This window comes from Streptomyces sp. NPDC088745 (genome assembly GCF_044751045.1).
Lineage (GTDB): Bacteria > Actinomycetota > Actinomycetes > Streptomycetales > Streptomycetaceae > Streptomyces > Streptomyces cremeus.
In genome coordinates this window covers 269,779-292,367 of sequence record NZ_JBIVLB010000002.1, presented here as the reverse complement: position 1 = coordinate 292,367, position 22,589 = coordinate 269,779, and the positions used below count along the sequence as shown (strand labels likewise).

22 protein-coding genes and 2 tRNA genes are annotated in these 22,589 nt (G+C 72.0%); 14 read left to right on the top strand and 10 right to left on the bottom strand.

From position 1 onward, the window contains the following. Nucleotides 1-26 precede the first annotated feature (26 nt). Complete coding sequence (locus ACIP93_RS05925) at nucleotides 27-557, bottom strand: NUDIX hydrolase (protein ID WP_401756133.1); 531 nt, start codon at nucleotides 555-557, stop codon at nucleotides 27-29. Next, nucleotides 554-2,008, bottom strand: coding sequence for a zinc-dependent metalloprotease (locus tag ACIP93_RS05920; RefSeq protein ID WP_401756130.1), 1,455 nt, complete (start codon nucleotides 2,006-2,008; stop codon nucleotides 554-556). Before ACIP93_RS05920 ends, ACIP93_RS05925 begins: the two co-directional genes overlap by 4 nt. A gap of 191 nt (nucleotides 2,009-2,199) precedes the next feature. Between ACIP93_RS05920 and ACIP93_RS05915 the strand changes: the two genes are divergently transcribed. The 4 genes from ACIP93_RS05915 to ACIP93_RS05900 all read left to right on the top strand — a co-directional run bounded on the left by ACIP93_RS05915 (nucleotide 2,200) and on the right by ACIP93_RS05900 (nucleotide 5,545). Further along, the gene (locus ACIP93_RS05915; RefSeq protein WP_345228533.1) at nucleotides 2,200-3,348 is read left to right on the top strand and encodes an SDR family oxidoreductase; all 1,149 of its coding nucleotides are present in this window, start codon (nucleotides 2,200-2,202) and stop codon (nucleotides 3,346-3,348) included. A 149-nt stretch (nucleotides 3,349-3,497) separates the two neighbouring features. Further along, entirely contained in the window at nucleotides 3,498-3,971 is a 474-nt protein-coding gene (locus ACIP93_RS05910; protein WP_401756127.1) for a molybdenum cofactor biosynthesis protein MoaE, read from the top strand. Nucleotides 3,972-4,133: 162 nt separating this feature from the next. After that, nucleotides 4,134-4,304, top strand: a complete 171-nt coding sequence (locus ACIP93_RS05905) for a hypothetical protein (RefSeq protein ID WP_345228531.1) — start codon at nucleotides 4,134-4,136, stop codon at nucleotides 4,302-4,304. A 152-nt stretch (nucleotides 4,305-4,456) separates the two neighbouring features. After that, nucleotides 4,457-5,545 carry a PDZ domain-containing protein gene (locus tag ACIP93_RS05900; protein ID WP_345228530.1) on the top strand — a complete coding sequence of 363 codons (1,089 nt, stop codon included), beginning with the start codon at nucleotides 4,457-4,459 and terminating at the stop codon, nucleotides 5,543-5,545. A 24-nt stretch (nucleotides 5,546-5,569) separates the two neighbouring features. Here the strand turns inward: ACIP93_RS05900 and ACIP93_RS05895 are convergent, their stop codons facing one another. Beyond that, nucleotides 5,570-6,151, bottom strand: a complete 582-nt coding sequence (locus ACIP93_RS05895) for a PPA1309 family protein (RefSeq protein WP_345228529.1) — start codon at nucleotides 6,149-6,151, stop codon at nucleotides 5,570-5,572. A 166-nt stretch (nucleotides 6,152-6,317) separates the two neighbouring features. On the opposite strand from ACIP93_RS05895, the gene ACIP93_RS05890 reads away from it, so the two are divergent. The 4 genes from ACIP93_RS05890 to ACIP93_RS05875 all read left to right on the top strand — a co-directional run bounded on the left by ACIP93_RS05890 (nucleotide 6,318) and on the right by ACIP93_RS05875 (nucleotide 11,564). Further along, complete coding sequence (locus ACIP93_RS05890; RefSeq protein WP_345229155.1) at nucleotides 6,318-9,239, top strand: UPF0182 family protein; 2,922 nt, start codon at nucleotides 6,318-6,320, stop codon at nucleotides 9,237-9,239. Between the two features lie 53 nt (nucleotides 9,240-9,292). Further along, a tRNA-Met gene (locus tag ACIP93_RS05885) sits at nucleotides 9,293-9,366 on the top strand. Between the two features lie 163 nt (nucleotides 9,367-9,529). Then, entirely contained in the window at nucleotides 9,530-11,425 is a 1,896-nt protein-coding gene (locus tag ACIP93_RS05880) for a tetratricopeptide repeat protein (protein ID WP_345228528.1), read from the top strand. A 65-nt stretch (nucleotides 11,426-11,490) separates the two neighbouring features. Further along, nucleotides 11,491-11,564: transfer RNA gene (locus tag ACIP93_RS05875), tRNA-Met, on the top strand. A gap of 145 nt (nucleotides 11,565-11,709) precedes the next feature. Here the strand turns inward: ACIP93_RS05875 and ACIP93_RS05870 are convergent. Further along, nucleotides 11,710-12,123 (bottom strand): Fur family transcriptional regulator, encoded by a 414-nt coding sequence (locus tag ACIP93_RS05870; RefSeq protein WP_345228527.1) that lies wholly within the window; start codon nucleotides 12,121-12,123, stop codon nucleotides 11,710-11,712. Nucleotides 12,124-12,272: 149 nt separating this feature from the next. Here ACIP93_RS05870 and ACIP93_RS05865 point away from each other — a divergent pair, with 149 nt between their 5' ends. After that, nucleotides 12,273-13,748: a catalase gene (locus ACIP93_RS05865; protein ID WP_401756121.1), complete on the top strand. Its 1,476-nt coding sequence runs from the start codon at nucleotides 12,273-12,275 to the stop codon at nucleotides 13,746-13,748. 82 nt (nucleotides 13,749-13,830) lie between these two features. Here the strand turns inward: ACIP93_RS05865 and ACIP93_RS05860 are convergent, their stop codons facing one another. Further along, nucleotides 13,831-14,235, bottom strand: coding sequence for a CBS domain-containing protein (locus ACIP93_RS05860; RefSeq protein ID WP_345228525.1), 405 nt, complete (start codon nucleotides 14,233-14,235; stop codon nucleotides 13,831-13,833). Nucleotides 14,236-14,416: 181 nt separating this feature from the next. Beyond that, entirely contained in the window at nucleotides 14,417-15,217 is an 801-nt protein-coding gene (hisN, locus tag ACIP93_RS05855) for a histidinol-phosphatase (RefSeq protein ID WP_345228524.1), read from the bottom strand. A gap of 94 nt (nucleotides 15,218-15,311) precedes the next feature. Between hisN and ACIP93_RS05850 the strand changes: the two genes are divergently transcribed. Further along, on the top strand, nucleotides 15,312-15,875 hold the full coding sequence (locus ACIP93_RS05850; protein ID WP_401756117.1) for a TetR/AcrR family transcriptional regulator: 564 nt from the start codon (nucleotides 15,312-15,314) through the stop codon (nucleotides 15,873-15,875). A gap of 40 nt (nucleotides 15,876-15,915) precedes the next feature. On the opposite strand, the gene ACIP93_RS05845 is transcribed toward ACIP93_RS05850, so the two are convergent. From ACIP93_RS05845 to ACIP93_RS05830, 4 genes are all read right to left on the bottom strand, one after another. Beyond that, on the bottom strand, nucleotides 15,916-16,239 hold the full coding sequence (locus ACIP93_RS05845; protein WP_345228522.1) for a multidrug efflux SMR transporter: 324 nt from the start codon (nucleotides 16,237-16,239) through the stop codon (nucleotides 15,916-15,918). A gap of 111 nt (nucleotides 16,240-16,350) precedes the next feature. Then, nucleotides 16,351-17,367, bottom strand: coding sequence for a ribosome small subunit-dependent GTPase A (gene rsgA, locus ACIP93_RS05840; RefSeq protein WP_401756997.1), 1,017 nt, complete (start codon nucleotides 17,365-17,367; stop codon nucleotides 16,351-16,353). A 17-nt stretch (nucleotides 17,368-17,384) separates the two neighbouring features. Next, nucleotides 17,385-18,728 carry a 3-phosphoshikimate 1-carboxyvinyltransferase gene (gene aroA / locus ACIP93_RS05835; protein ID WP_345228520.1) on the bottom strand — a complete coding sequence of 448 codons (1,344 nt, stop codon included), beginning with the start codon at nucleotides 18,726-18,728 and terminating at the stop codon, nucleotides 17,385-17,387. 52 nt (nucleotides 18,729-18,780) lie between these two features. Next, the gene (locus tag ACIP93_RS05830; protein WP_345228519.1) at nucleotides 18,781-19,503 is read right to left on the bottom strand and encodes a M50 family metallopeptidase; all 723 of its coding nucleotides are present in this window, start codon (nucleotides 19,501-19,503) and stop codon (nucleotides 18,781-18,783) included. Between the two features lie 50 nt (nucleotides 19,504-19,553). Here ACIP93_RS05830 and ACIP93_RS05825 point away from each other — a divergent pair, with 50 nt between their 5' ends. From ACIP93_RS05825 to rsrA, 4 genes are all read left to right on the top strand, one after another. Then, entirely contained in the window at nucleotides 19,554-20,375 is an 822-nt protein-coding gene (locus ACIP93_RS05825) for an SOS response-associated peptidase (RefSeq protein ID WP_345228518.1), read from the top strand. 196 nt (nucleotides 20,376-20,571) lie between these two features. Next, entirely contained in the window at nucleotides 20,572-21,204 is a 633-nt protein-coding gene (locus ACIP93_RS05820; protein ID WP_401756112.1) for an alpha/beta family hydrolase, read from the top strand. A gap of 239 nt (nucleotides 21,205-21,443) precedes the next feature. Beyond that, the gene (locus ACIP93_RS05815) at nucleotides 21,444-22,112 is read left to right on the top strand and encodes a sigma-70 family RNA polymerase sigma factor (RefSeq protein WP_189821317.1); all 669 of its coding nucleotides are present in this window, start codon (nucleotides 21,444-21,446) and stop codon (nucleotides 22,110-22,112) included. After that, nucleotides 22,109-22,450, top strand: coding sequence for a mycothiol system anti-sigma-R factor (rsrA, locus tag ACIP93_RS05810; protein WP_345228516.1), 342 nt, complete (start codon nucleotides 22,109-22,111; stop codon nucleotides 22,448-22,450). The genes ACIP93_RS05815 and rsrA overlap by 4 nt, the downstream gene beginning before the upstream one ends. Nucleotides 22,451-22,589 lie beyond the last annotated feature (139 nt).

Sequence of the window (22,589 nt, the reverse complement as noted above, 5' to 3'; positions counted from 1 at the left end):
CGCCCCTTACTCACGTGTACGGAGGACTACTGCGCCGCCAGCGCCGCCCGCGTCCGCTCCACCAGCCGTACGACGGACTCGTCGGCCACGTCCGCGACCTCGTCGTAGGCGAACCAGCGCAGGTCGTCCGACTCGTCGCTGATCGCCTCGACCGCGCCCGCCGGGGCGATCGCCGCGTACTGCACGTCCAGGTGCCAGTGGCAGGGCGCCGGAATCGGGTGCCGGTCCAGGCGGACCGGGCCGCCCGGAAGCAGCGTCAGACCCTTGATGCCGGACTCCTCGGTGGCCTCGCGCAGCGCCGCGTCCGCCACCGTGGCGTCGCCGCTCTCGCAGTGACCGCCCATCTGGAGCCACATCTTCAGCTTCTTGTGCAGCGTCAGCAGCACCCGGCCGCGCTCGGCGTCCACCACCAGCGCGCTGGCCGTGAGGTGGCCGGCCGTGCAGGCCTTCCACATCCCGTCCGGGTGCGCCGCGAGGTGGTCCAGGTACTGCTGTCGCAGCTCTGCCTGGTCCCCGTACTTCTCAAGGACGAGGACCGCGTCGTCGTGCAGGGTCACTTGGCGCCCTCGTTGCCCTCGTCGCCCTCGTTGCCCTCGTCGTCCTTCGTGAGCTTGGGCTTCTCCTGGGGGGAGGAGCCGTTCGCGGCCTCGCCGAGCATCTTGTCCAGCTCGGAGAAGTCCATCTGCTCGCGGTGCACGAAACCGTCCGGGTCGTCCAGGTCGGCGGCCGTCGGCAGCATGTCCGGGTGTTCCCACAGCCCGTCGCGGCCCTCGTGGCCCCGCGCGTCCGTGAGCGAGGCCCACAGCCGGGCGGCGTCGCGCAGGCGGCGCGGCCGCAGCTGCATGCCCACCAGCGTCGCGAAGGTCTGCTCGGCGGGGCCACCGGTGGCACGCCGCCTGCGCAGCGTCTCGCGCAGCGCGTCCGCCGACGTCAGGCGCGGCTTGGCGGCCTCGTGCACCACCGCGTCCACCCAGCCCTCGACCAGCGCCAGCGCCGTCTCCAGACGGGCCAGGGCCGCCTTCTGCGCCGGGGTCTCCTCCGGCTGGAACATGCCCTGCTGGAGGGCCTCCTGGAGCTGCTCGGGGTTGGACGGGTCGAGACCGCCGACCGCCTCCTCCAGCTTCGAGGTGTCCACGGTGATCCCGCGGGCGTACCCCTCGACCGCGCCGAACAGGTGCGAGCGCAGCCAGGGCACGTGCGCGAAGAGGCGCTGGTGGGCGGCCTCGCGCAGCGCCAGGTACAGCCGGACCTCGTTCTCGTCGACGCTCAGGTCCTTGCCGAACGCCGCCACGTTCAGCGGCAGCAGGGCGGCCTTGCCGGCCGGGCCCAGCGGCAGGCCGATGTCGGTCGACCCGGTCACCTCGCCCGCCAGCACACCGACGGCCTGCCCGATCTGCTGGCCGAACATGGCGCCGCCCATGGAGCGCATCATGCCGATCAGCGGGCCCGCCATGGCCTGCATCTCCTCCGGCAGCACGTCGCCCATGGCCGCGCCGACGCGCTCCGCCACCGGGTCCACGAGCTGCTTCCACGCGGGCAGGGTCGCCTCGACCCACTCCGCGCGGCTCCACGCCACCGCGGTGGTCGCACCGGAGGGCAGCGAGGTCACGCCGTCCAGCCAGTGGTCGGCCAGCCGCACGGCCTCCTCGACGGCCGAACGCTCCGCCGGACCGACGCTGGCGTCCTTGGTGCCGTCGGAGGTGCCCTGCGCGACGGTCTGCCGGGCGATGTCCTTGGCCATGTCCCAGTTCACGGGACCGCCCTCGTAGCTCAGCATCTGGCCGAGCTGCTGGAAGGCGGCGCCCAGGTCGTTGGGGTTCATCGAACCGAACATCGCGGCGAACGGGTTGTCACCGCCCATGCCGCCCATGCCGGGCAGACCGCCGAACCCGAAGGGGTTCTGCGGACCGCCGGAACCCTGCCCACCACCGGCAGGGTCCTTCTTCTTGCCGTCGCCGTCCTCCGGCTCCTCCGGCGGAAGGCCGAATCCGAATGGGGTGTCACTCACGGGTTTCCTCGGCTCGTAGGGCCGCCGGAGTTGGCCGGCGGCGGCTGCCCGGCTTCTGCACCCAGCGTAGACACCCGAACAGGTTCCGGGCTCGGTGCTCCGCCGGCTCAAGGCCTGCGGCAGGATGGACGCCACCTGGTCCGTACGCGCCAACTCGCGTACGTACTGAAGACAACCGCTGGAGACGCCCGGTGAGTTCCCCAGATCCGCAGGTTCGCGCAACAGATCCCAAGGTTCGCGCAGCGCGAAACCCGTCAACCCCCACCCCACCGTCGCGCGGCCCCGCGCGCGGCCCGGTCGTCGCGGTCACCGGCGCCGCCTCCGGAGTCGGCGCCCACCTGACCCGCCGCCTCGCCGAGTCCGCCGAGATCAAGCAGGTCGTCGCGATCGACGAGCGGCGCGGCGAGGTGTCCGAGGCGCAGTGGCACATCCTCGACGTGCGCGACCCGGCCATCGCCGAGAAGCTGCGCGGCGCGGACGTCGTCGTGCACCTGGCGCTCGACCTCGACCTGGAGACCGACCCGGCCGCCCGCACCGCCTACAACGTGCGCGGCACGCAGACGGTGCTCACCGCGGCCGCCGCCGCGGGAGTGCACCGGGTCGTCCTGTGCACCAGCGCCATGGTCTACGGGGCCCTGCCCGACAACGACGTCCCGCTCTCCGAGGACGCCGAACTGCGCGCCACCGCCGAGGCCACCGGCGTCGGCGACCTCCTGGAGGTGGAGCGCCTGGGCCGCCGCGCCCCGCGCGCCCACCCCGGACTCAACGTCACGGTCGTGCGCCCCGCCGTCCTGGTCGGCGGCACGGACACGGCCCTGACCCGCTACTTCGAGTCGCCGCGCCTGCTGGTCGCCGCCGGCTCCCGCCCCACCTGGCAGTTCTGCCATGTGGACGACCTGGTCAGCGCCCTGGAGTACGCCGTCCTGGAGAAGGTCGAGGGCGAGGTCGCGGTGGGCTGCGACGGCTGGCTGGAGCAGGAGGAGGTCGAGGAGCTCAGCGGCATCCGCCGCATGGAACTGCCCTCGGCGGTCGCGCTCGGCGCGGCCGCGCGCCTGCACCGGATCGGCCTCACCCCGTCCCCGGCGGGCGACCTGGCGTACACCATGCACCCCTGGGTGGTGAGCGTCTCGCAACTGCACGACGCGGGCTGGCGGCCGCGGTGGACCAACGAGGAGGTGCTCGCCGAGCTCCTCAAGGAGGTGGAGGGACGGCACACCGTCGCCGGCCGCCGGCTCGGCCGCAAGGACGCCACCGCCGCCGGAGCCGCCGGCGCCACCGTCGCCCTGCTCGGCACGGCCGCACTGGTGCGCCGCGCCCGCAAGGCCCGCCGCCGCATCTGACGCCCCGACGCGCCCTTCGTCCGTCGCGCCACCGCGCCCGGCACGGCCTCCGTGCCGGGCGCAACTGTAGGAGGCTCCAGAGGCCGCCCGCCCGCGCCGGGCGATGACGCAATACCGCGTTGTCGGTGGCGTACGGCACGATGGAGGGCATGGCAGGCACTCCCAGCACCATCAGCACCCACCCGGGCGAACAGGCGGCGCAGGACCCGATCCGCCTCCTCGCCATCCGCGACACGGCGCTCTCCCTGGACGAGGTCTTCCGGGCCGTCGGCGAGGACGCGGCGGGCGGCACCGCCCTGTTCGTCGGCACCGTGCGCAACCACGACGGCGGCGCGGACGTCGACGCGCTGGGCTACTCCTGCCATCCCACCGCGGAGGCGGAAATGCGCAGGGTGGCCGAGCAGGTCGTCGCCAAGTACCCGGTCCGGGCGCTGGCGGCCGTCCACCGGGTGGGCGATCTCGCGGTGGGCGACCTCGCGGTCGTGGTCGCCGTGTCCTGCCCGCACCGGGCGGAGGCGTTCGAGGCCTGCCGCATGCTCATCGACGACCTCAAGCACGACGTGCCGATCTGGAAGCACCAGAAGTTCTCCGACGGCACGGAGGAATGGGTCGGAGCCTGTTAGCCGCAACTCCGCGCTCTAAACACGGACGCCGTCAACCGCCCCGATTTGCGTAACCCGACCCCGGGGCGGAGCGTTGGAGCAGCGGATGGTTAATCTGCTGATCGGCTGGCTGCGATCGCTCGGGATTGTCCAGCGGTCGCTCACTGGGTCGGGAGGTCGGAAATGGCTGCACTTGCCTGGTTGCTGATTCCGCTTTTCGCAGCCATAGGGGCTGCGATATGGGGAAGCTGGGCCGCCCGCGATCGCACAACCGGTGATGTCGCCGAGTTGGCGGGCTACGAGAAGTTCCGCGAAGCCATGCAGAAACCGCGTTCCGGTTCAGAAGCCGCCTGACGCCCCGGCGCCCACGCGCCCCTGAGGGCCCCCCACCCGGCGCCCCGCCGGAGACGGCCCCGCTCCGCCGTTCGTACGCGAGAGCCGCCGCTGCGCCCCGTACGGACCGGCCCCAGCGGTGCACGTGCGCACCCGTCCCGTACTGTCGTTCCATGCCACGCCGCACTGCGACGATGCTCGCTTCCACCCTCGTTCTCATCGCGCTGCTCTGTGCGGGTGTCCTCATCAAGGTCCCGTACGCGGAGATGTCCCCGGGCCCGACGGTGAACACGCTGGGCGAGGCGGGCGGCGAGCCGGTGCTCCAGATCGCGGGCCGCAAGACGTATCCGACGACCGGTCACCTGAACATGACCACGGTCCGCGTCACCGGCGCCGACTACCGGATGAACCTCGCCGAGACGGTGTACGGCTGGCTCGCCCACGACAGCATCGTGGTGCCGCACGACACGCTCTACCCGGACGGCAAGACCGAGGAGCAGTCCACCCAGGAGAACGCCGAGGAGTTCAGCCAGTCCCAGGAGAGCGCCAAGGTGGCCGCCCTCCGGGCGCTGAAGATCCCCGTCGCCACCCGGGTGGTCGTCGCGAGCGTCGTCAAGGACAGCCCCGCGGAGGACAAGCTGCACGCGGGCGACGTCATCCGCGAGGTCGACGGCACGAAGGTCGAGGAGCCGGGCGACGTGGCCAAGCTGGTGACCAAGCGCAAGCCCGGGGAGACGGTCGTCTTCACCATCGTGCCGGTCAAGGACGCCGAGGCCGCCGAGAAGGCGCACAAGGAGCCCACGACGACCGAGAAGGTCAGCGTCACCACGAAGAAGGCCGAGGACAACGGCAGGGCGATCGTCGGCATCCAGGCCGGGACCGACCACACCTTCCCGTTCACCATCGACATCAAGCTGGCCGACGTGGGCGGCCCCAGCGCCGGGCTGATGTTCTCGCTCGGCATCGTCGACAAGCTCACCGAGGGCGACATGACCGGCGGAAAGTTCGTCGCCGGCACGGGCACGATCGACGAGAAGGGCAAGGTCGGCCCGATCGGCGGCATCCAGATGAAGACCGTCGCGGCGCGCAAGGCGGGCGCGGAGTACTTCCTGACGCCCAAGGAGAACTGCGCGACGGCCGCCGCCGACGTGCCCGAGGGCCTCACCCTCGTCAAGGTCGACACCCTCGACGACGCCATGAAGGCGATGAACGGCATCAGCAGGGGAGACCGGTCCAGCCTGCCGCGGTGCACGACAGGCTGACCCGCCCCGGCCGGACCGCCGGGGTTACGACTCGAACGTCGCCGCCAGCGCCTCCGCCAGCCCCGGCACCAGGTCCGGCCCCGTCAGCACCTCGTTCGGCGAGTCCTTCTCGCGCAGCCGGATCGCCGACTCGCGGGCCCCGCCGCGCAGCACCGCCACCGTCATCCGGACCTCCTGCCGGTCCGGGTGCGCGGCCACCCACTTGGTGAGCTGCTTGCCCTTCATGCCCTCGGGCACCGACGCCTCCGCCGACGGCGGCAGCATCAGGCGCTCCACCGTGAGCGCGCAGCCGGTCACCTGGTCGGGCCAGGCGATCGTGCCGAGGAACTCGTCCAGCGCCTTGCCGCGCGGGATCTCCGCCTGCTCGATCGGCGTGTAGCCGGCCGCCTGCCCCGGCTCGATGCCGAGCTGCTTGGCGAGCCCCGGCTCCTGCTTGCGCAGCTTCGCGGTGTCCACCAGGGCGAACAGCCGGGCGGGCTTGTCCCAGCCGAGACCGGAGGCGTACTCGTCGATCTCCAGCACCGCCCGGGTGAGCGGCGAGGCGGCCATCGGCGTGCCCGGAGCGGGCATCGGAGGGGTGTGGTCTGAGGGGGAGGAGTTGGACATGGTGAATATCCTGCCTCCTTCGGCCCCCAAAGCGGGAACTGAGTAAAGCTTCAGTAAGTTGCATAGGTACGGGTCCTGCCCTCGCGGGTTCCGGAGACACCTGCTAGACCCGCTAGACACCGCAAACAACACAGCGAACTTCGAGGTGCGCACGTTGGCTTTCCAGATGCCGGACCGCGGCGGAGGCCCGACCGGGCCACGGATCAGAGTGGGCCGGCCCTCCCGGCGTGCCCGGACCCTGCTCATGACACTGGGGGTCCTGGCCGTCCTGGCCATGGCGTTCGTCATGTTCGCAGGGTTCTGGACGGACTGGCTCTGGTACCGGTCGGTCAAGTTCTCCTCCGTCTTCACCACCACCCTGTGGACCAAGATCGGGCTGTTCGCCGTCTTCGGTCTCCTCATGGCCGCCGCCGTCGGCGTGAACGTCTGGCTGGCGCACCGGCTGCGGCCGCCGCTCAGCGCGATGTCGATGGAGCAGCAGAGCCTCGACCGCTACCGGATGGGCCTGGCCCCGTACAAGAAGTGGGTACTGATCGCGATCACCGCCCTCGTCGGGCTGATCGCGGGCGCCTCCGCCGCCGGACAGTGGCGCACCTGGCTGCTGTGGATCAACGGCGAGCTGTTCGGGCAGAAGGACCCGCAGTTCGGGCTCGACGTGGCGTTCTACGCCTTCGACCTGCCCTGGTACCGCTTCCTGCTCGGCTTCGGGTTCGCCGCCGCGGTGATCTCCCTGGTCGCCGCCGCGCTGGTGCACTACCTGTACGGCGGGCTGCGGCTCACCAGCCCCGGCGCGCGCGCGACCGCCGCCGCGACCGGGCACCTGTCGGTGCTGCTCGGCGTGTTCGTCGCGCTGAAGGCCGTCGCGTACTGGCTCGACCGGTACGGACTGGCCGTGAAGTCCAGTGACTTCAAGGCCACCGGCAACTGGACGGGCCTGCGCTACGTCGACGCCAACGCCTATCTCCCGGCGAAGACGATCCTGTTCTGCATCGCCGTCATCTGCGCCGTGCTGTTCTTCGCGACGCTGTGGCGCCGCACCTGGCAGCTGCCGGTCATCGGCTTCGGCCTGATGGTGCTCTCCGCGATCCTGATCGGCGGCCTCTACCCGGCGATCGTGCAGAAGTTCCAGGTCCAGCCGAACGAGCAGGCCAAGGAAGCGGAGTACATCAAGAAGAACATCGACGCGACCCGCAAGGCGTACGACATCGCCGGCGCCAAGGTCACCGACTACAAGGGCTCGAACGACAGCGTCGACAACGCGCAGTTGCGCAAGGACGCCGACACGGCGGCCAGCTACCGCCTGCTCGACCCGAACGTGGTCTCGCCCACCTTCCGCCAGCTCCAGCAGGAGCGGAAGTACTACCAGTTCCCGCAGACCCTCGACGTGGACCGCTACAACGGCCAGGACACCGTCATCGGCCTGCGCGAGCTGGACCTCAAGGGCATCCCGAAGCGGAACTGGATCAACGACCACTTCTACTACACGCACGGTTACGGTGCGGTGACCGCCAAGGGCACGTCCATCAACACGGACACCGAGGGCGGCCCGGAGTTCACCGAGTCCGGCCTGCCGTCCGAGGGCGTCCTCTCCGGGAAGGCCAAGTACGAGCAGCGGATCTACTACGGCGAGAAGACCGAGCAGTACTCGATCGTCGGCGGCCCGCAGCAGGAGCTCGACTACGAGAAGAACGGCGAGCCCACCAAGACCACCAGCTACCGGGGCGACAGCGGCGTCAACCTCTCGAACCCGTTCAACCGGGCGGCCTACGCCGTCACCATGAGCGAGCCGCAGATCCTCTACTCCGGCGCCATCGGCGAGGGCTCGCGGATCCTCTACAACCGCACGCCCAAGCAGCGCGTCGAGGCCGTCGCCCCCTGGCTGACCATCGACGGCGACGCCTATCCGGCGGTCATCGGCGACCGCATCCAGTGGATCGTCGACGCGTACACCACGACCAACGGCTACCCGTACGCCTCGCGCACCACGCTCGGCGACACCACGACCGACTCGCTGACCACCAACCAGCGCGCCGTCGTCGCCCAGCAGAACCAGGTCAACTACATCCGCAACTCGGTGAAGGCGACCGTCGACGCGTACGACGGCACGGTCAAGCTCTACGAGTGGGACGAGAAGGACCCGGTCCTCAAGACCTGGAAGAAGGCGTTCCCGGGCACCGTCGAGGACAAGAGCGCGATCCCCGCGCAGCTCAAGGAGCACCTGCGCTACCCGCAGGACATGTTCAAGGTCCAGCGCGAGCTGCTCACCCGCTACCACGTCGAGGAGCCCAAGCAGTTCTACGCCGGCTCCGACGCCTGGCAGGTCCCGGACGACCCGACGACCGACGCCAAGGGCGCGGTCCCGCCGTACTACCTGAGCCTGAAGATGCCCGGCGACAAGGAGCAGAACTTCTCCCTGACGACGACCTTCACGCCCAACGGGCGCCCCAACCTCGGGGGCTTCATGGCGGTCGACGCGGATGCCTCCAGCCCGAGCTACGGCACGATAAGGCTGTTGCGGGTCACGGGCGACGTGCCGGGACCGCAGCAGGTGCAGAGCCGCCTCAACGGCAACGCCGACGTCGCCGAGTTCGTCCGCAACATGAAGGGCGCCAACTCCAACATCGAGTACGGCAACCTGCTGACGATCCCGCTCAACGACGGCTTCCTGTACGTGGAACCGGTGTACGCGGAGGGCAACAGCGCCCAGTACCCGCTGCTCAAGAGGGTCGCCGTGTCCTACGGCAAGGAGACCGTCTTCAAGAACAGCCTGCCCGAGGCGCTCAACGAGGTCTTCGGCGACAAGGGCGCGGAGACCCCGCCGGACAAGGGCGACGGCACCACCAAGCCGCCGGCCACCGGTTCCGCCGCGCTCCAGAAGGCCATCGCGGACGCCACCGCGGCGTACGACGAGGGCCAGAAGGCGCTGCAGAAGACCCCGCAGGACTGGGTCGCGTACGGCAAGGCGCAGGAGAAGCTCCAGGAGGCGCTCCAGCGGGCGGCCGACGCCCAGAAGGCGGCGCCCCCGGCCTCGGACGACCCGAAGGCGCCCGACCAGAAGGACCCGCAGGAGCCCGCGAAGAACGAGTAGTCGCAGGCCGGAAAGGCTCCCTCCCGCGTCGTGGTACGGTTGCAGAACAACGACGCGGGGTGGAGCAGCTCGGTAGCTCGCTGGGCTCATAACCCAGAGGTCGCAGGTTCAAATCCTGTCCCCGCTACTGAAGGAAGAGGGCCCGAATCCATTGAGGATTCGGGCCCTCTTCGCATGTCCGTACCCCAGATGTGTTTGACTTGTCGCCCTGTGGGCATGTCGACAAAACGCTGAAGTGACCTCACGGGCTGCGGTATACCAGGTGTACCCGGGTTGCGGGTGGTGCGACGATGAAAACTATGGGGGACAGGGCAACTCTGTTGGAGACAGGGCAGGTTGATACGGCCGACGAAGGCACGGACACCGTCACGGCGGACACGGACACCGCCACGGCGGAGTACGAGCTGCGCCACCGGCAGGCCGCCGCCAACGGCGACACCGCCTCCATGAGCGTGCTCGGCTCCCTGCTGCTGCGCCGCGGCGACCTCGACGGCGCCGAACCCCACCTGCGCGCCGCCACCGCCGCCGGGGACCGGTCCGCCGCCAACAACCTGGGCGTCCTGCTGCACCAGCGCGGATACGCCGACGAGGCCGCCGGATGGTGGCGCGTCGCCGCCGTCGCCGGGTCCTCCGCCGCCGCCCACGCGCTCGGCCGCCACTACCGCGAGCGCGGCGACGAGCCCGCCGCCGAGTACTGGCTGCGCCAGTCCGCCGAGCACGGCCACGCGCTGGGCGCGTACGCCCTCGCCGACCTCCTGGAGCACCGGGGCGACGTCGGCGCCGAGCGCTGGCTGCGGGCCGCCGCCGAACAGGGGCACCGGGAGGCCTCGTACCGCCTGGCACGGCTGCTGGACCGGCGGGCCGGCACCCCCACGGGCGACGGTCCCGCCGCCGACGTCGCCAACCGGCGCGGCATCACCTGGGACACCGACCCCCGGATGCTCCGCACCTCCTCCGCCGCCCCCGGCGAGAAGCCGCCCGCCGTCGAGGCCGAGCAGTGGTACCGCCAGGCCGCCGCGCGCGGGCACCGCAGAGCCGCCCTCCACCTGGGCGTCATCCTGGAGGCGCGCGGCGAGCTCAAGGAGGCCGGGCGCTGGTACCTGACCTCCGCCAAGGACGGCGAGCCGCGCGCCGCCTGCGCGCTGGGCTTCCTGCTGCGCGACGCCGGCGACGAGGAGAGCGCCGCCGTGTGGTGGCTGCGCGCCGCCCAGGAGGGCGACGGCAACGCCGCCAACGCGCTGGGCGCGCTGCACGCGGCCCGGGGCGAGCAGCAGACCGCCGAGCGCTGGTACCGGGCCGCCCTGGACGCCGGTGACATCAACGGGGCGTACAACCTCGGGCTGCTGTGCGCCGCCCAGAAGCGCACCGCGCAGGCCGAGCAGTGGTACCGGCGCGCCGCCTACGCGGGCCACCGGGAGGCGGCGAACGCGCTGGCCATCCTGCTGATGCAGGGCGGCGACGCGGCGGGGGCCGAGCCCTGGTTCTCCAAGGCCGCCGAGGCGGGCAGCGTCGACGCCGCCTTCAACCTCGGCATCCTGTACGCGGGCCGCGGCGACGAGCAGGGCGCCTTCGAGTGGTACGAGCGGGCGGCCGCCGCCGGGCACACCGAGGCGGCCCTCCAGGTCGGCATCGCGCTGCTGCGCGAGGGCGACGAGCAGGACGCCGAGGCCCATCTGCGCCGGGCCGCGGGCGGCGGGAGCGCCGAGGGCGCCTTCCGGCTCGGGATGCTGCTCGACGCGCGCCGCCCGCCCGCCGGGCCGCCCGTGCTCGGCGAGCCGGTGGACGAGAAGTCCGAGTGCGAGGAGTGGTACGAGCGGGCCGCCGAGCAGGGCCACCGCCGGGCGCAGGTACGGGTCGGGATGCTGGCCGCCGGACGCGGCGACGCGGAGGCCGCGGCGCGCTGGTACCGCGAGGCGGCCGAGGCGGGCAGTCTCGGGGGCGCCTTCAACCTGGGGCTGCTGCTGGCGCGCGAGGGCCGCGAGCCCGAGGCGCAGCTGTGGTGGACGCGGGCGGCGCACGCCGGGCACGGCCGGGCGGCGCTGCGCCTGGCGCTGCTGGCGGCGCGGCGGGGCGAGCTGGACGAGGGCGAGCGGTGGTGCGTACGGGCCGTGGAGCTGGGGCCCGCCGAGGTGGCGGAGCGGGCGGCCCGGCTGCGGGACGCGCTGCACCAAGAGCTGACGGCGTGAGCGGCGGGCGGGCGGGAAACGGATTTGCGCTGGTCGGGGGCGCGGTGTAGGGTTGGGTCTACCGACGCGGGGTGGAGCAGCTCGGTAGCTCGCTGGGCTCATAACCCAGAGGTCGCAGGTTCAAATCCTGTCCCCGCTACTAGAGGCCGAAGGCCCGGAACTCGTCAGAGTTCCGGGCCTTCGGCCGTTTTTCAGTTCCTGCACGCCGTCACCCGAAGCGCTCGGCCGCGCGGCCCGTGACGGGTTGCGCGCGCGGTTCCCCGCGCCCCTGCCGGGGGCGCGGGCTACGGGGCGCAGTTGGGGCAGATGCCCCGGTAGGTCACTTCCACGTCCGAGATGGTGAAGCCGAAGCGCTCCGTGTCCGGGAGGTCGGACAGCGGGTTGCGCGAGGGGTGCACATCGCGGATGGCGCCGCACTTCGCGCACACCAGGTGCTGGTGCGGGCGGTGGGCGTTCGGGTCGTAGCGCTTGGCGCGGCGGTCCGTGGAGACCTCGACGACCTCGCCCAGGGAGACCATCTCGCCCAGCGTGTTGTAGACCGTGGCGCGCGAGATCTCCGGCAGCCGGTCGACCGCGCGGGCGTGCACCTCGTCCGCGGTCAGGTGCACGTGGTCCCCGTCGAGGACCTCGGCCACGACGCGGCGCTGCGCCGTCATGCGCCAGCCGCGTGTGCGCAGTCGTTCCAAAAGGTCGCTCATGTCCTCCAGCCTAACAGGACGGGGACCGTAGTCCCGAATCGATGTGGAGTTGGATGGTTGTTTGACTTGGACAAAGTCCAGAGTAGGATCGGGTGCAGCGAGAGCCAAGGCGGACAGGCCGGGGCGAACAAGGGACAGGATTTGCGGGAATGACGCAGGAGGCGCACGTGACGACCCAGGGGCCGCTCACCACCGAGGCCGGCGCGCCGGTCGCCGACAACCAGAACAGCGAGACCGCGGGCATCGGCGGGCCGGTCCTCGTCCAGGACCAGGCGCTGCTGGAGAAGCTCGCGCACTTCAACCGCGAGCGCATACCGGAGCGCGTGGTGCACGCCCGCGGCGCCGGGGCGTACGGCACCTTCACCGTCACCCGTGACGTCTCGCAGTGGACGCGGGCCGCGTTCCTCTCCGAGGTCGGCAAGCAGACCGAGACCTTCCTGCGCTTCTCCACCGTCGCGGGCAACCTCGGCTCCGCCGACGCCGTGCGCGACCCGCGCGGCTTCTCGGTGAAGTTCTACACGGAGGAGGGGAACTACGACCTCGTCGGCAACAACACCCCCGTGTTCTTCATCCGGGACGCCATCAAGTTCCCCGACTTCATCCACACCCAGAAGCGCGACCCGTACACGGGCTCCCAGGAGGCCGACAACGTCTGGGACTTCTGGGGCCTGAGCCCGGAGTCCACCCACCAGGTCACCTGGCTCTTCGGCGACCGCGGCATCCCGGCGTCCTACCGCCACATGGACGGCTTCGGCTCGCACACGTACCAGTGGAACAACGAGGCGGGCGAGGTCTTCTGGGTCAAGTACCACTTCAAGACCGACCAGGGCATCAAGAACCTCACCACCGCGGAGGCCAACCAGCTCTCCGGCATGGACCCCGACAGCCACCAGCGCGACCTGCGCGAGTCCATCGAGCGCGGCGAGTTCCCGTCCTGGACGGTGCAGGTGCAGATCATGCCGGCGGCGGACGCGGCGACGTACCGCTTCAACCCGTTCGACCTCACCAAGGTGTGGCCGCACGCGGACTACCCGCCGATCGAGATCGGCAGGCTGGAGCTCAACCGCAATCCGCGGAACGTCTTCGCCGAGGTCGAGCAGTCGATCTTCAGCCCCGCGCACTTCGTGCCGGGCATCGGCCCGTCCCCCGACAAGATGCTCCAGGGCCGCCTGTTCGCGTACGGCGACGCGCACCGCTACCGCGTCGGCATCAACGCCGACCACCTGCCGGTGAACCGCCCGCACGCCACCGAGGCGCGCACCAACTCCCGTGACGGCCACCTCTACGACGGCCGCCACGACGGCGCCAAGAACTACGAGCCGAACAGCTTCGGCGGCCCGGCGCAGACCGGCCGGCCGCTGTGGCAGCCGGTCGCGGTCACCGGTCCGACGGGCAACCACGAGACCCCCCGCCACGCCGAGGACGACGACTTCGTGCAGGCGGGCAACCTCTACCGGCTGATGACGGAGGACGAGAAGGACCGGCTGATCGACAACCTCGCCGGGTTCATCTCCAAGGTCTCGCGCGAGGACATCGCCGAGCGCGCGGTGCACAACTTCCGCCAGGCCGACGCCGACTTCGGCAAGCGCCTGGAGGCCGCGGTGCGCGAGCTGCGCGCCGCGTAGGCGTCGGCGTCACGGTGTGAGGCCGGTGGGCCGGATTCCCCTGGGGGTCCGGCCCACCGGCCTTTTCCGTACGGTACGGGCCTCAGCCCGCCAGTGACGCCGGGTGGCGGCGGCTCGGGGCCCAGCAGCGGATGATGTCGCGGACCGAGACGACGCCGACCGGCTCGCCCCGTTCGTCCAGCACGATCAAGTGGCGGAAGCCGCCGTGCGCCATGGCGTCGGCGGCGTCCTCCAGGGTCCAGGAGGGGGAGGCGAAGACGACGTCGGTGGTGGTGTGGGAGCAGACCGTTTCCAGGTCGGGGTCCTGGCCCGCGCCGACGGAGTTGAGGAGATCGCGCTCGGTCAGGATGCCCGGACCGCTGGTGTCGCAGTCGAGGACGATGGCCGCGCCGACGTGACGGGCGGACATCAGCCGGGCGGCCTGGCGGAGGGTGTGGGCGGGGCCGATGGTGAGGACCATCGTGCTCATGGCGTCGCGTACGAGCATGGGAGAAGCCACCTCCTGGGTGTGGACCAGCGGCCCCGCCGCGCGCTGCGCAACGGGAACGGATTCACAAGTTCACAAGTGAGGGAGCTTTCAGAGTCGCAGGGACGCCGGGGGTCAACAAGAGGGAGGTAGAGGCAAGTTGAGGGGCGCGCAAAATCTCGTCACACGCCCCTCATGCCGCTCAGGAGCGCCGGTCGAGGTAGCCGAGGAGCTCGGGGTGGAGCAGGCCGTTGGAGGCCGCGGCGTTGCCGCCGTCGACGCCCGGGACACCGTCCAGACTGGTGAAACTGCCGCCGGCCTCCTCGACGACGATCGCGTTCGCGGCCATGTCCCACAGCGAGAGCTCAGGCTCCGCGCAGATGTCGATCGAGCCCTCGGCGACCATCATGTACGGCCAGAAGTCGCCGTAGCCACGGGTGCGCCAGCAGGCCCGGGTGAGATCGAGGAAGCCGTCGAGGCGGCCCTGCTCCTCCCAGCCGGTCAGCGAGGAGTACGCGAAGGACGCGTCGGCGATCTCGGGGACCTTCGAGACGTGGATGCGGGTCGCGGAGGTCAGGCTGCGGCCGGTGTAGGCGCCCGCGCCCTTCGCGGCCCACCAGCGGCGGCCGAGCGCGGGGGCGGACACCACGCCGACGACGGGGCGGTAGCCGCCCTCGCCCGCCTCCATGAGCGAGATGAGGGTGGCCCAGACCGGGACGCCGCGCACGTAGTTCTTCGTGCCGTCGATGGGGTCGATCACCCAGCGGCGCGGGCCGTCGCCCTCCAGGCCGTACTCCTCGCCGAGGACCGCGTCGCGCGGGCGGGCGCGCCGCAGCTGTCCGCGGATCAATTCCTCCGCCGCCTTGTCGGCCTCGGTCACCGGGGTCATGTCCGGCTTCGTCTCGACCTGGAGGTCCAGGGCCTTGAACCGCTCCATGGTGGCGGCGTCGGCGGCGTCGGCCAGGACGTGGGCGAGGCGCAGGTCATCGTGATAGTCGGGCATGGGCGCCACAGTAGCGGCAGCGGGTCGGGCGCCGCGCGGGCGGTCTTGACAGTGCGTGACGGGCCGTCAACGCTGGCAGCCGGGAGGCGAGGCCATGCCCACTGCGCGAGAAGCCCTGTTGGACGCCGCCTGCACATCGCTGGCGGCGCGGTCCTGGACGGCGGTACGGATGGTCGACGTGGCCGCCGCGGCCGGGGTGTCCCGGCAGACCCTCTACAACGAGTTCGGCAGCAAGGAGGGGCTGGCGCGGGCGCTGGTGCGGCGGGAGGCGGACGGCTTCCTGGCGGGCGTCGACCGGGTGCTGGCCGACCGCACCGGCTCCGACGCGGACCGGCTGGCCGGGGTCGCGGAGTGGATCGTACGGGCGGCGCGGGCGAGCGTGCTGGTGCGGGCGCTGGTGACGGACTGCTGGTCGGACCGGCTGCCGTCGGGGCGACCGGCCCGGGGGCCGGCGGCAGGGGCCGCGGGGGCGGCGCAGCGACGGGCGGACGCCGGGGCGCCGGGGGCCGCGGAGCTGGTGGAGGCCGTACGGGTGCGGGTGGCGGCGGCGGGGGCGGGGACGCCGACCGCGTGCGAGGCGGCGGTGCGGGTGGCGGTGTCGTGGGTGGTCGCCCCGGGACCGGGCGGGGTGGGGGAGGTCGTGCGGGGGCTGCTGTGAGGGGGCGGGCCGGGGAAGCCGTGGACGTGTGCCCGCGGTGCTAGTGCGAGGAGCCGGAGAGCTGGAGGCCGATGACGCCGATGATGACGAAGGAGATGGAGACGAGCTTCAGGGTGGAGACCACGTCGTCCAGGAAGACCATGCCGTAGATGGCGGTCCCGGTCGCCCCGATCCCCGTCCAGACGGCGTACGCGGGACCCACGTCCAGCCGCTTCAGCGCCAGCGTGAGCAGCCCGAAGCTGCCCAGCGCGAAGGCCGCGAAGGCGATCGTCGGCCAGAGTCTGGTGAACCCGTGGGAGAGCTTCAGGCAGACCGCGAAACCGGTTTCCAGGATTCCGGCGACCACCACCAGCAGCCACGCCATTGTGTGCCTCCCGCGTCAGCCCGGGTCCGCGGACCCGGTTCGGTGACTGCTTCGTCTCGCTCGGTGCGATTATGCCTTTACCGGAGGGACGCCGCGGGGAGCGCCCACGGTTCAGTCCCCGTCGCGCCGTTCCCGGGTGGCCAGCAGCCGGCGCAGCGAGAAGAGCCGGGCCGGGTCCGCGTGCCCGTCCGACACCCACTTGTCCAGCGCGCAGTCCACCGCCTGGTCGTCGTGCGTGCAGCCGCGCGGGCACTCCTCCGTACCCGGCACCAGGTCCGGGAACGCGTGGATGACGCGCGAGGGGTCCACGTGGTGCAGTCCGAAGGACCGCACGCCCGGGGTGTCGATCACCCAGCCGGACTCACCCGCGAGGGGCAGCGCGAGCGCCGAGGTGGTGGTGTGCCGGCCGCGTCCGGTGACCGCGTTGACGTGCCCGGTGGTACGCCGCCGCTCCTCGGGGACGAGCGTGTTGACCAGGGTCGTCTTGCCGACGCCCGAGTGACCGACGAAGGCGGTGATCCGGCCGTCCAGGTGGTCGCGCACCACCTCGCTCGCCGCGCCGTTCTCCAGCTCCTCGCGGCTGGTGACGATGTACGGGACGCCCAGCGGCACGTACATCTCGAGCAGTGAGTCGGCCGGGGCCAGGTCGGACTTGGTGAGGACCAGGAGCGGTGTCAGACCCCCGTCGTACGCTGCCACCAGACAGCGGTCGATCATGCGGGGGCGCGGTTCCGGGTCGGCGAGGGCGGTGACGATGGCGAGCTGGTCGGCGTTGGCGACGACGACCCGCTCGAAGGGGTCGTCGTCGTCGGCCGTGCGCCGCAGCACGGAGGTGCGCGGCTCGATGCGGACGATGCGGGCGAGGGTGTCCTTGGCGCCCGAGAGATCCCCGACGATCATGACCTTGTCGCCCACGACGGCCGCCTTGCGCCCCAGCTCGCGGGCCTTCATCGCCATGACCTGGCGGTCCTCGACCAGGCAGGTCAGCCGGCCCCGGTCCACGGTGAGGACCATGCCCTCGCGGGCGTCCTCGTGCTTGGGCCGGATGTGGGTGCGGGGGCGGTTGCCCTTGCGGTTGGGCCGGACGCGGATGTCGTCCTCGTCGGGGTTCTTGCCGTAGCGGCGCATCGTCTTCGCCCGGCCCGTCAGTTGCCCGCGAGCATGTCGGACCACATGGCCGGGAAGTCGGGCAGGGTCTTCGCGGTCGTCTCCACGTTCTCGATCTCCACGCCCTTCACCGCGAGGCCGATGATCGAACCGGCCGTCGCCATGCGGTGGTCGTCGTACGTGTGGAAGGTGCCGCCGTGCAGCGGGCGCGGCCGGATGTGCAGGCCGTCGGCGGTCTCGGTGACGTCGCCGCCGAGCCCGTTGATCTCCTTGGTGAGCGCGGCCAGCCGGTCCGTCTCGTGCAGCCGCAGGTGGGCGACGCCGCGCAGCGTGGAGGGGGAGTCGGCCAGGGCGGCGACGGCGGCGATGCCCGGGGTCAGCTCGCCGACCTCGCTCAGGTCCCAGTCGATGCCGTGCACCGAGCCGGTGCCGGTGAAGGTCAGGCCGCGTTCGGTCAGTTCGTACGTGCCGCCCATGGCCGTGAAGATCTCGCGCAGCGCGTCGCCGGGCTGAGTGGTGCGCTCGGGCCAGTCCGGGACGGTGACGCGGCCGCCGGTGACGAGGGCGGCGGCCAGGAAGGGCTGCGCGTTGGACAGGTCGGGCTCGACGACGAGGTCGCGGCCCAGCAGGGCGCCGGGGGTGACCCGCCAGACGTTCGCCTCGCCCCCGGACTCGGGGGTGTCGACCTGCGCCCCGATGGCGCGCAGCATGTCGACGGTCATCCGGATGTGCGGCAGGGACGGCAGGGTCGAGCCCACGTGCCGTACCTCCACCCCCTGGTTGAAGCGCGGCGCGGACAGCAGCAGCGCGCTGACGAACTGGGAGGAGGACGAGGCGTCGATCTCGACGCGGCCGCCGTCCAGCGCGCCCCCGCCGAACACCGTCAGCGGCAGCGCGCCCCGGCCGTCGTCGTCGATGCGGGCGCCGAGCGCGCGCAGCGCCGTGATGACGGCGCCCAGCGGACGCTCGTACGACCGCGGATCGCCGTCGAAACGGATCGGGCCGTCCGCCAGGGCGGCCACCGGCGGCAGGAAGCGCATCACCGTGCCGGCGTTGCCGACGTCGACGGTCGCCGGGCCGCGCAGCCCGTTCGGGATGATCCGCCAGGCCTCGCCGGAGCCCACGGGACCGCCCGCGACGGAGGAGCTGGACGACACGGTCTCCTCGATGCCGACCCCCATCGACCGCAGCGCCTCCGCCATCAGCAGGGTGTCGCGGGAGCGCAGCGGGCGGCGCAGCCAGCCCGGCTCGGCGGCGAGGGCGGCCAGGACGAGCGCACGGTTGGTGACCGACTTGGAGCCGGGCACGGTCACCGTCGCGTCGACGGCCCCGGTCGCATGGGGGGCGGGCCAGAGGGCAGGGTGCACGGCGCTTTCGGTCATGCCGCCGAGTTTAGTGGGTACCCGCCACGGCTCCCGGCCCCGTGACCGGCGACTACAGACCGAGCAGCCAGCGCCCTCCGCCGAGCAGCGCGCACACCGACACCACGTGGAACATCCCCAGCCACAGCAGCGGCGGCACGTGGGTCAGCCGGGCCAGTTGGTCGGCGTCGGAGTCGGGAGCCCCGCCGTGCCGCCGCTTGGACTGCAGCTCGAAGGCCGGCCGCACGCCGCCGAGCAGCAGGAACCACACGGCGGTGTACGCGAAGGCGGCCTGCACGTCGGGTCCGGTCAGCCAGGAGACCAGCACGAAGGCCGCGCCGGTGAGGACGACCGTCAGGACCCCGTACGCGTTGCGGATCATCACCAGCATCGCCAGCAGCAGCGCCGTCGCCAGCCACAGGAACAGCGTGATGTGGTCGGCGGCCAGCAGCCACGCGCCGCCCAGGCCGAGCAGGGGCGGCGCGGTGTACCCGGCGGCGGCCGTGAGGATCATGCCGATGCCGGTGGGCCTGCCCCGGCTGACGGTCAGCCCGCTGGTGTCGGAGTGCAGCCGGATGCCGGTCAGGGTGCGGCCGGTGAGCAGGGCGACCAGCCCGTGGCCGCCCTCGTGGGCGATGGTGACGGCGTTCCGGGACAGCCGCCAGAGCGGGTGCGGCACCACGGCTATGAGGGCCAGGGCGGCCGTCGCGTACAGGAGCCAGCGCTCGGGATCGGGCTGCGTGCCGGTGAGCCGGTCCCACAGGGTGCCGAGCTCGGGGGCGGCGAGGACGTTCATTTCTGCGGACGGCTCCTTGCTGGCGGTACGGGCGTGGCAGTGTGGCACGTATGTGTGGACGCTACGCGGTGAGCCGGGGGGCCGAAGACCTCGCCGGAATTTTCGAGGTGCAGAAGTGGGACCCGGCCGAGAGCCTGGTCCCGGACTGGAACGTGGCGCCGACGAAGACGGTGCCGGTGATTCTCGAACGTGCCGTGAAGGACGCCGAGGACCCGCGTCCGGTTCGTCAGCTCCGGATGCTGAAGTGGGGCCTGGTCCCGTCCTGGGCGAAGACGCCGGAGGGCGGCGCCCGGATGATCAACGCGCGGGCCGAGACGATCCACGAGAAGCCGTCGTTCAGGCGGGCGTTCGCGACGCGGCGGTGCATCGTGCCGGCGGACGGCTATTACGAGTGGGTGACGGGCGCCGCCGAGCGGGGCCTGGAGGAGGAGGGCAAGAAGAAGCGCCCCCGCAAGCAGCCCTACTTCGTGACGCCGGCCGACGGTTCGGTGATGGCGCTGGCCGGGATCTACGAGTTCTGGCGCGACCGGACCCTCCCCGACGAGCACCCCCGGGCCTGGTGGGCGACCTGCTCGGTGGTCACGACCGAGGCCGAGACGACGCCGCTGGCCGGGGGCCCGGCGGGGGAGGGCGGCCCGTCGTCGCTGGCGGAGATCCACCCCCGGATGCCGCTGATGCTGACGCCGGACAAGTGGCGGGCGTGGCTGGACCCTTCCGTGACGGAGGTCGAGGAGGCCCGGGGGCTGCTGGTGCCGCCGGGGGCGGGGGCGGTGCGGGCGTACCCGGTGGGGACGGCGGTCAGCAATGTCCGCAACAACGGTCCGGAGCTGGTGGAGGAGCTGGCGGGCCCGGAGGTCGCCACGCTCTTCTGAGGGGTACGGGCCCGGCCGGTGCCGGGGCGGGGGACGGCTGCCCGGAGCGCGTGCCGTCAGGGGCGCGGGGAACCGCGCGACCGGCCACGACGCACCCGCACGGGGACCGGGACCACGAACGGCCCCGCACGGGACGGGGCCACGGCGCACCCGCGCGGGAACCGGGGTCCGGGCCCGGAACCGGCAGGATGGGCGGATGGATCACGTCGTCACCGTGGAGACCGACGCCGGAGCCGCCAGGCTCCACTGGCACCGGGCCCGGAACCCCCGCACCGTACTCGCCCTCGGCCACGGCGCCGGCGGCGGCATCGAGGCCCGGGACCTCCAGGCCCTGGCCCGGGCCCTGCCCCCGGAGGGCGTCACCGTCGTCCTCGTCGAGCAGCCCTGGCGCGTCGCCGGCAAGAAGCTGGCCCCGGCCCCCAAGACCCTCGACCTGGCCTGGCGCGGCCTGTGGCCGGAACTCCGCGGGCCCGGCCTGCCCGTCGTCGCCGGCGGACGCAGCGCCGGGGCCCGGGTCGCCTGCCGCACCGCCCGGGACCTGGGCGCCCGCGCCGTGCTCGCCCTGAGCTTCCCCCTGCACCCCCCGGGCCGGCCCGAGAAGTCGCGCCGGGACGAGCTCCTGGGGACCGGGGTCGACACCCTCGTCGTACAAGGAGGGAACGACCCCTTCGGCAAACCCGAAGAGTTCCCCGGGGGTGACTTCGCTCTCGCCGAAGTCCCGCACGCCGACCACGGCTTCAAGGTCCCCGGGAGGGCGGGCCGCACCGAGGAGGAGGTCCTCGGCGTCCTCACGGACGCCGTCCTGGAGTGGACCCGCTCACTCCGCTGACCCCCCGGGAATGCGCGGCGCCGGACCGCTGTTGTCACCTGCGTCCGACGCAGAAACAAGAGGGAGTTCGCCGCATGGGTTCCACCATCTGCCCACGCCGCCCGCAGGCCTCCGACCTGGAGTGGACGGTGATCTCCGGGGCAGCGGCCACGGCCGCTCGGGCGGCGGGCAAGCAGGGTAGTCGTCTATCCTCCGAGTCGAGCGGGTCCGCGTTCGGGTCCGCCACGGCGCTGAAGGAGGTGGGTCCGGTCACAGGGACCGACGCAGGGACCGATGCCGGCCACGCGGAGGAGACCACCGCCGAGCGCAACGCGCGCTTCGAGCGGGACGCGCTGGGCTTCCTCGACCAGATGTACTCGGCGGCGCTGCGCATGACGCGCAACCCCGCCGACGCCGAGGACCTGGTCCAGGAGACCTACGCGAAGGCCTACGGCTCCTTCCACCAGTTCCGCGAGGGCACGAACCTCAAGGCCTGGCTCTACCGGATCCTCACGAACACGTTCATCAACTCCTACCGGAAGAAGCAGCGCGAACCCCTGCGCAGCGCCTCCGAGGAGATCGAGGACTGGCAGCTGGCCCGCGCCGAGTCGCACATGTCGACCGGACTGCGCTCCGCCGAGTCGCAGGCGCTGGACCACCTGCCCGACTCGGACGTCAAGTCCGCCCTCCAGGCGATCCCGGAGGAGTTCCGCATCGCGGTGTATCTCGCGGATGTCGAGGGGTTTGCCTACAAGGAAATCGCGGACATCATGGGGACACCCATCGGTACGGTCATGTCCCGGCTGCACCGGGGCCGCCGCCAGCTGCGCGGCATGCTGGAGGACTACGCACGCGAGCGCGGACTGGTGCCCGCGGGCGCCTCCTCCGCCTCCGGAGAGTCGAACGACGGGAAAGGCTCGGGCTCATGAGCTGCGGAGATCCGCACGAGACGGACTGCTCAGAGGTGCTCGACCATCTCTATGAGTTCCTCGACAAAGAGATGCCGGACGGCGAGTGCACCAAGTTCGAGGAGCACTTCGAGGAGTGCTCGCCGTGCCTGGAGAAGTACGGCCTGGAGCAGGCCGTGAAGAAGCTCGTCAAGCGCTGCTGCGGCTCCGACGACGTCCCCGCCGACCTGCGGTCCAAGGTGCTCGGCCGGATCGACCTGATCCGTGCCGGCCAGGCCGTGCCCGAGCAGGACGTGGCGGCGCCGGACCTGATGCCGTCCGAGGTTCCGGCGGACGTCGCCTCCGAGGCCAAGAAGTAGCAGAACCGCCGCGGGCCGCCGGCCCGGGGCGGAACGACGCCACCGCGGGCCGCCGGCCCTCCCCGTCACCCGTTGGGGGGAACCGGCGGCCTTCGCGCTTTTCCGGCCCCCCGGCTCGCTAGCCTGGCGCACGATTTCG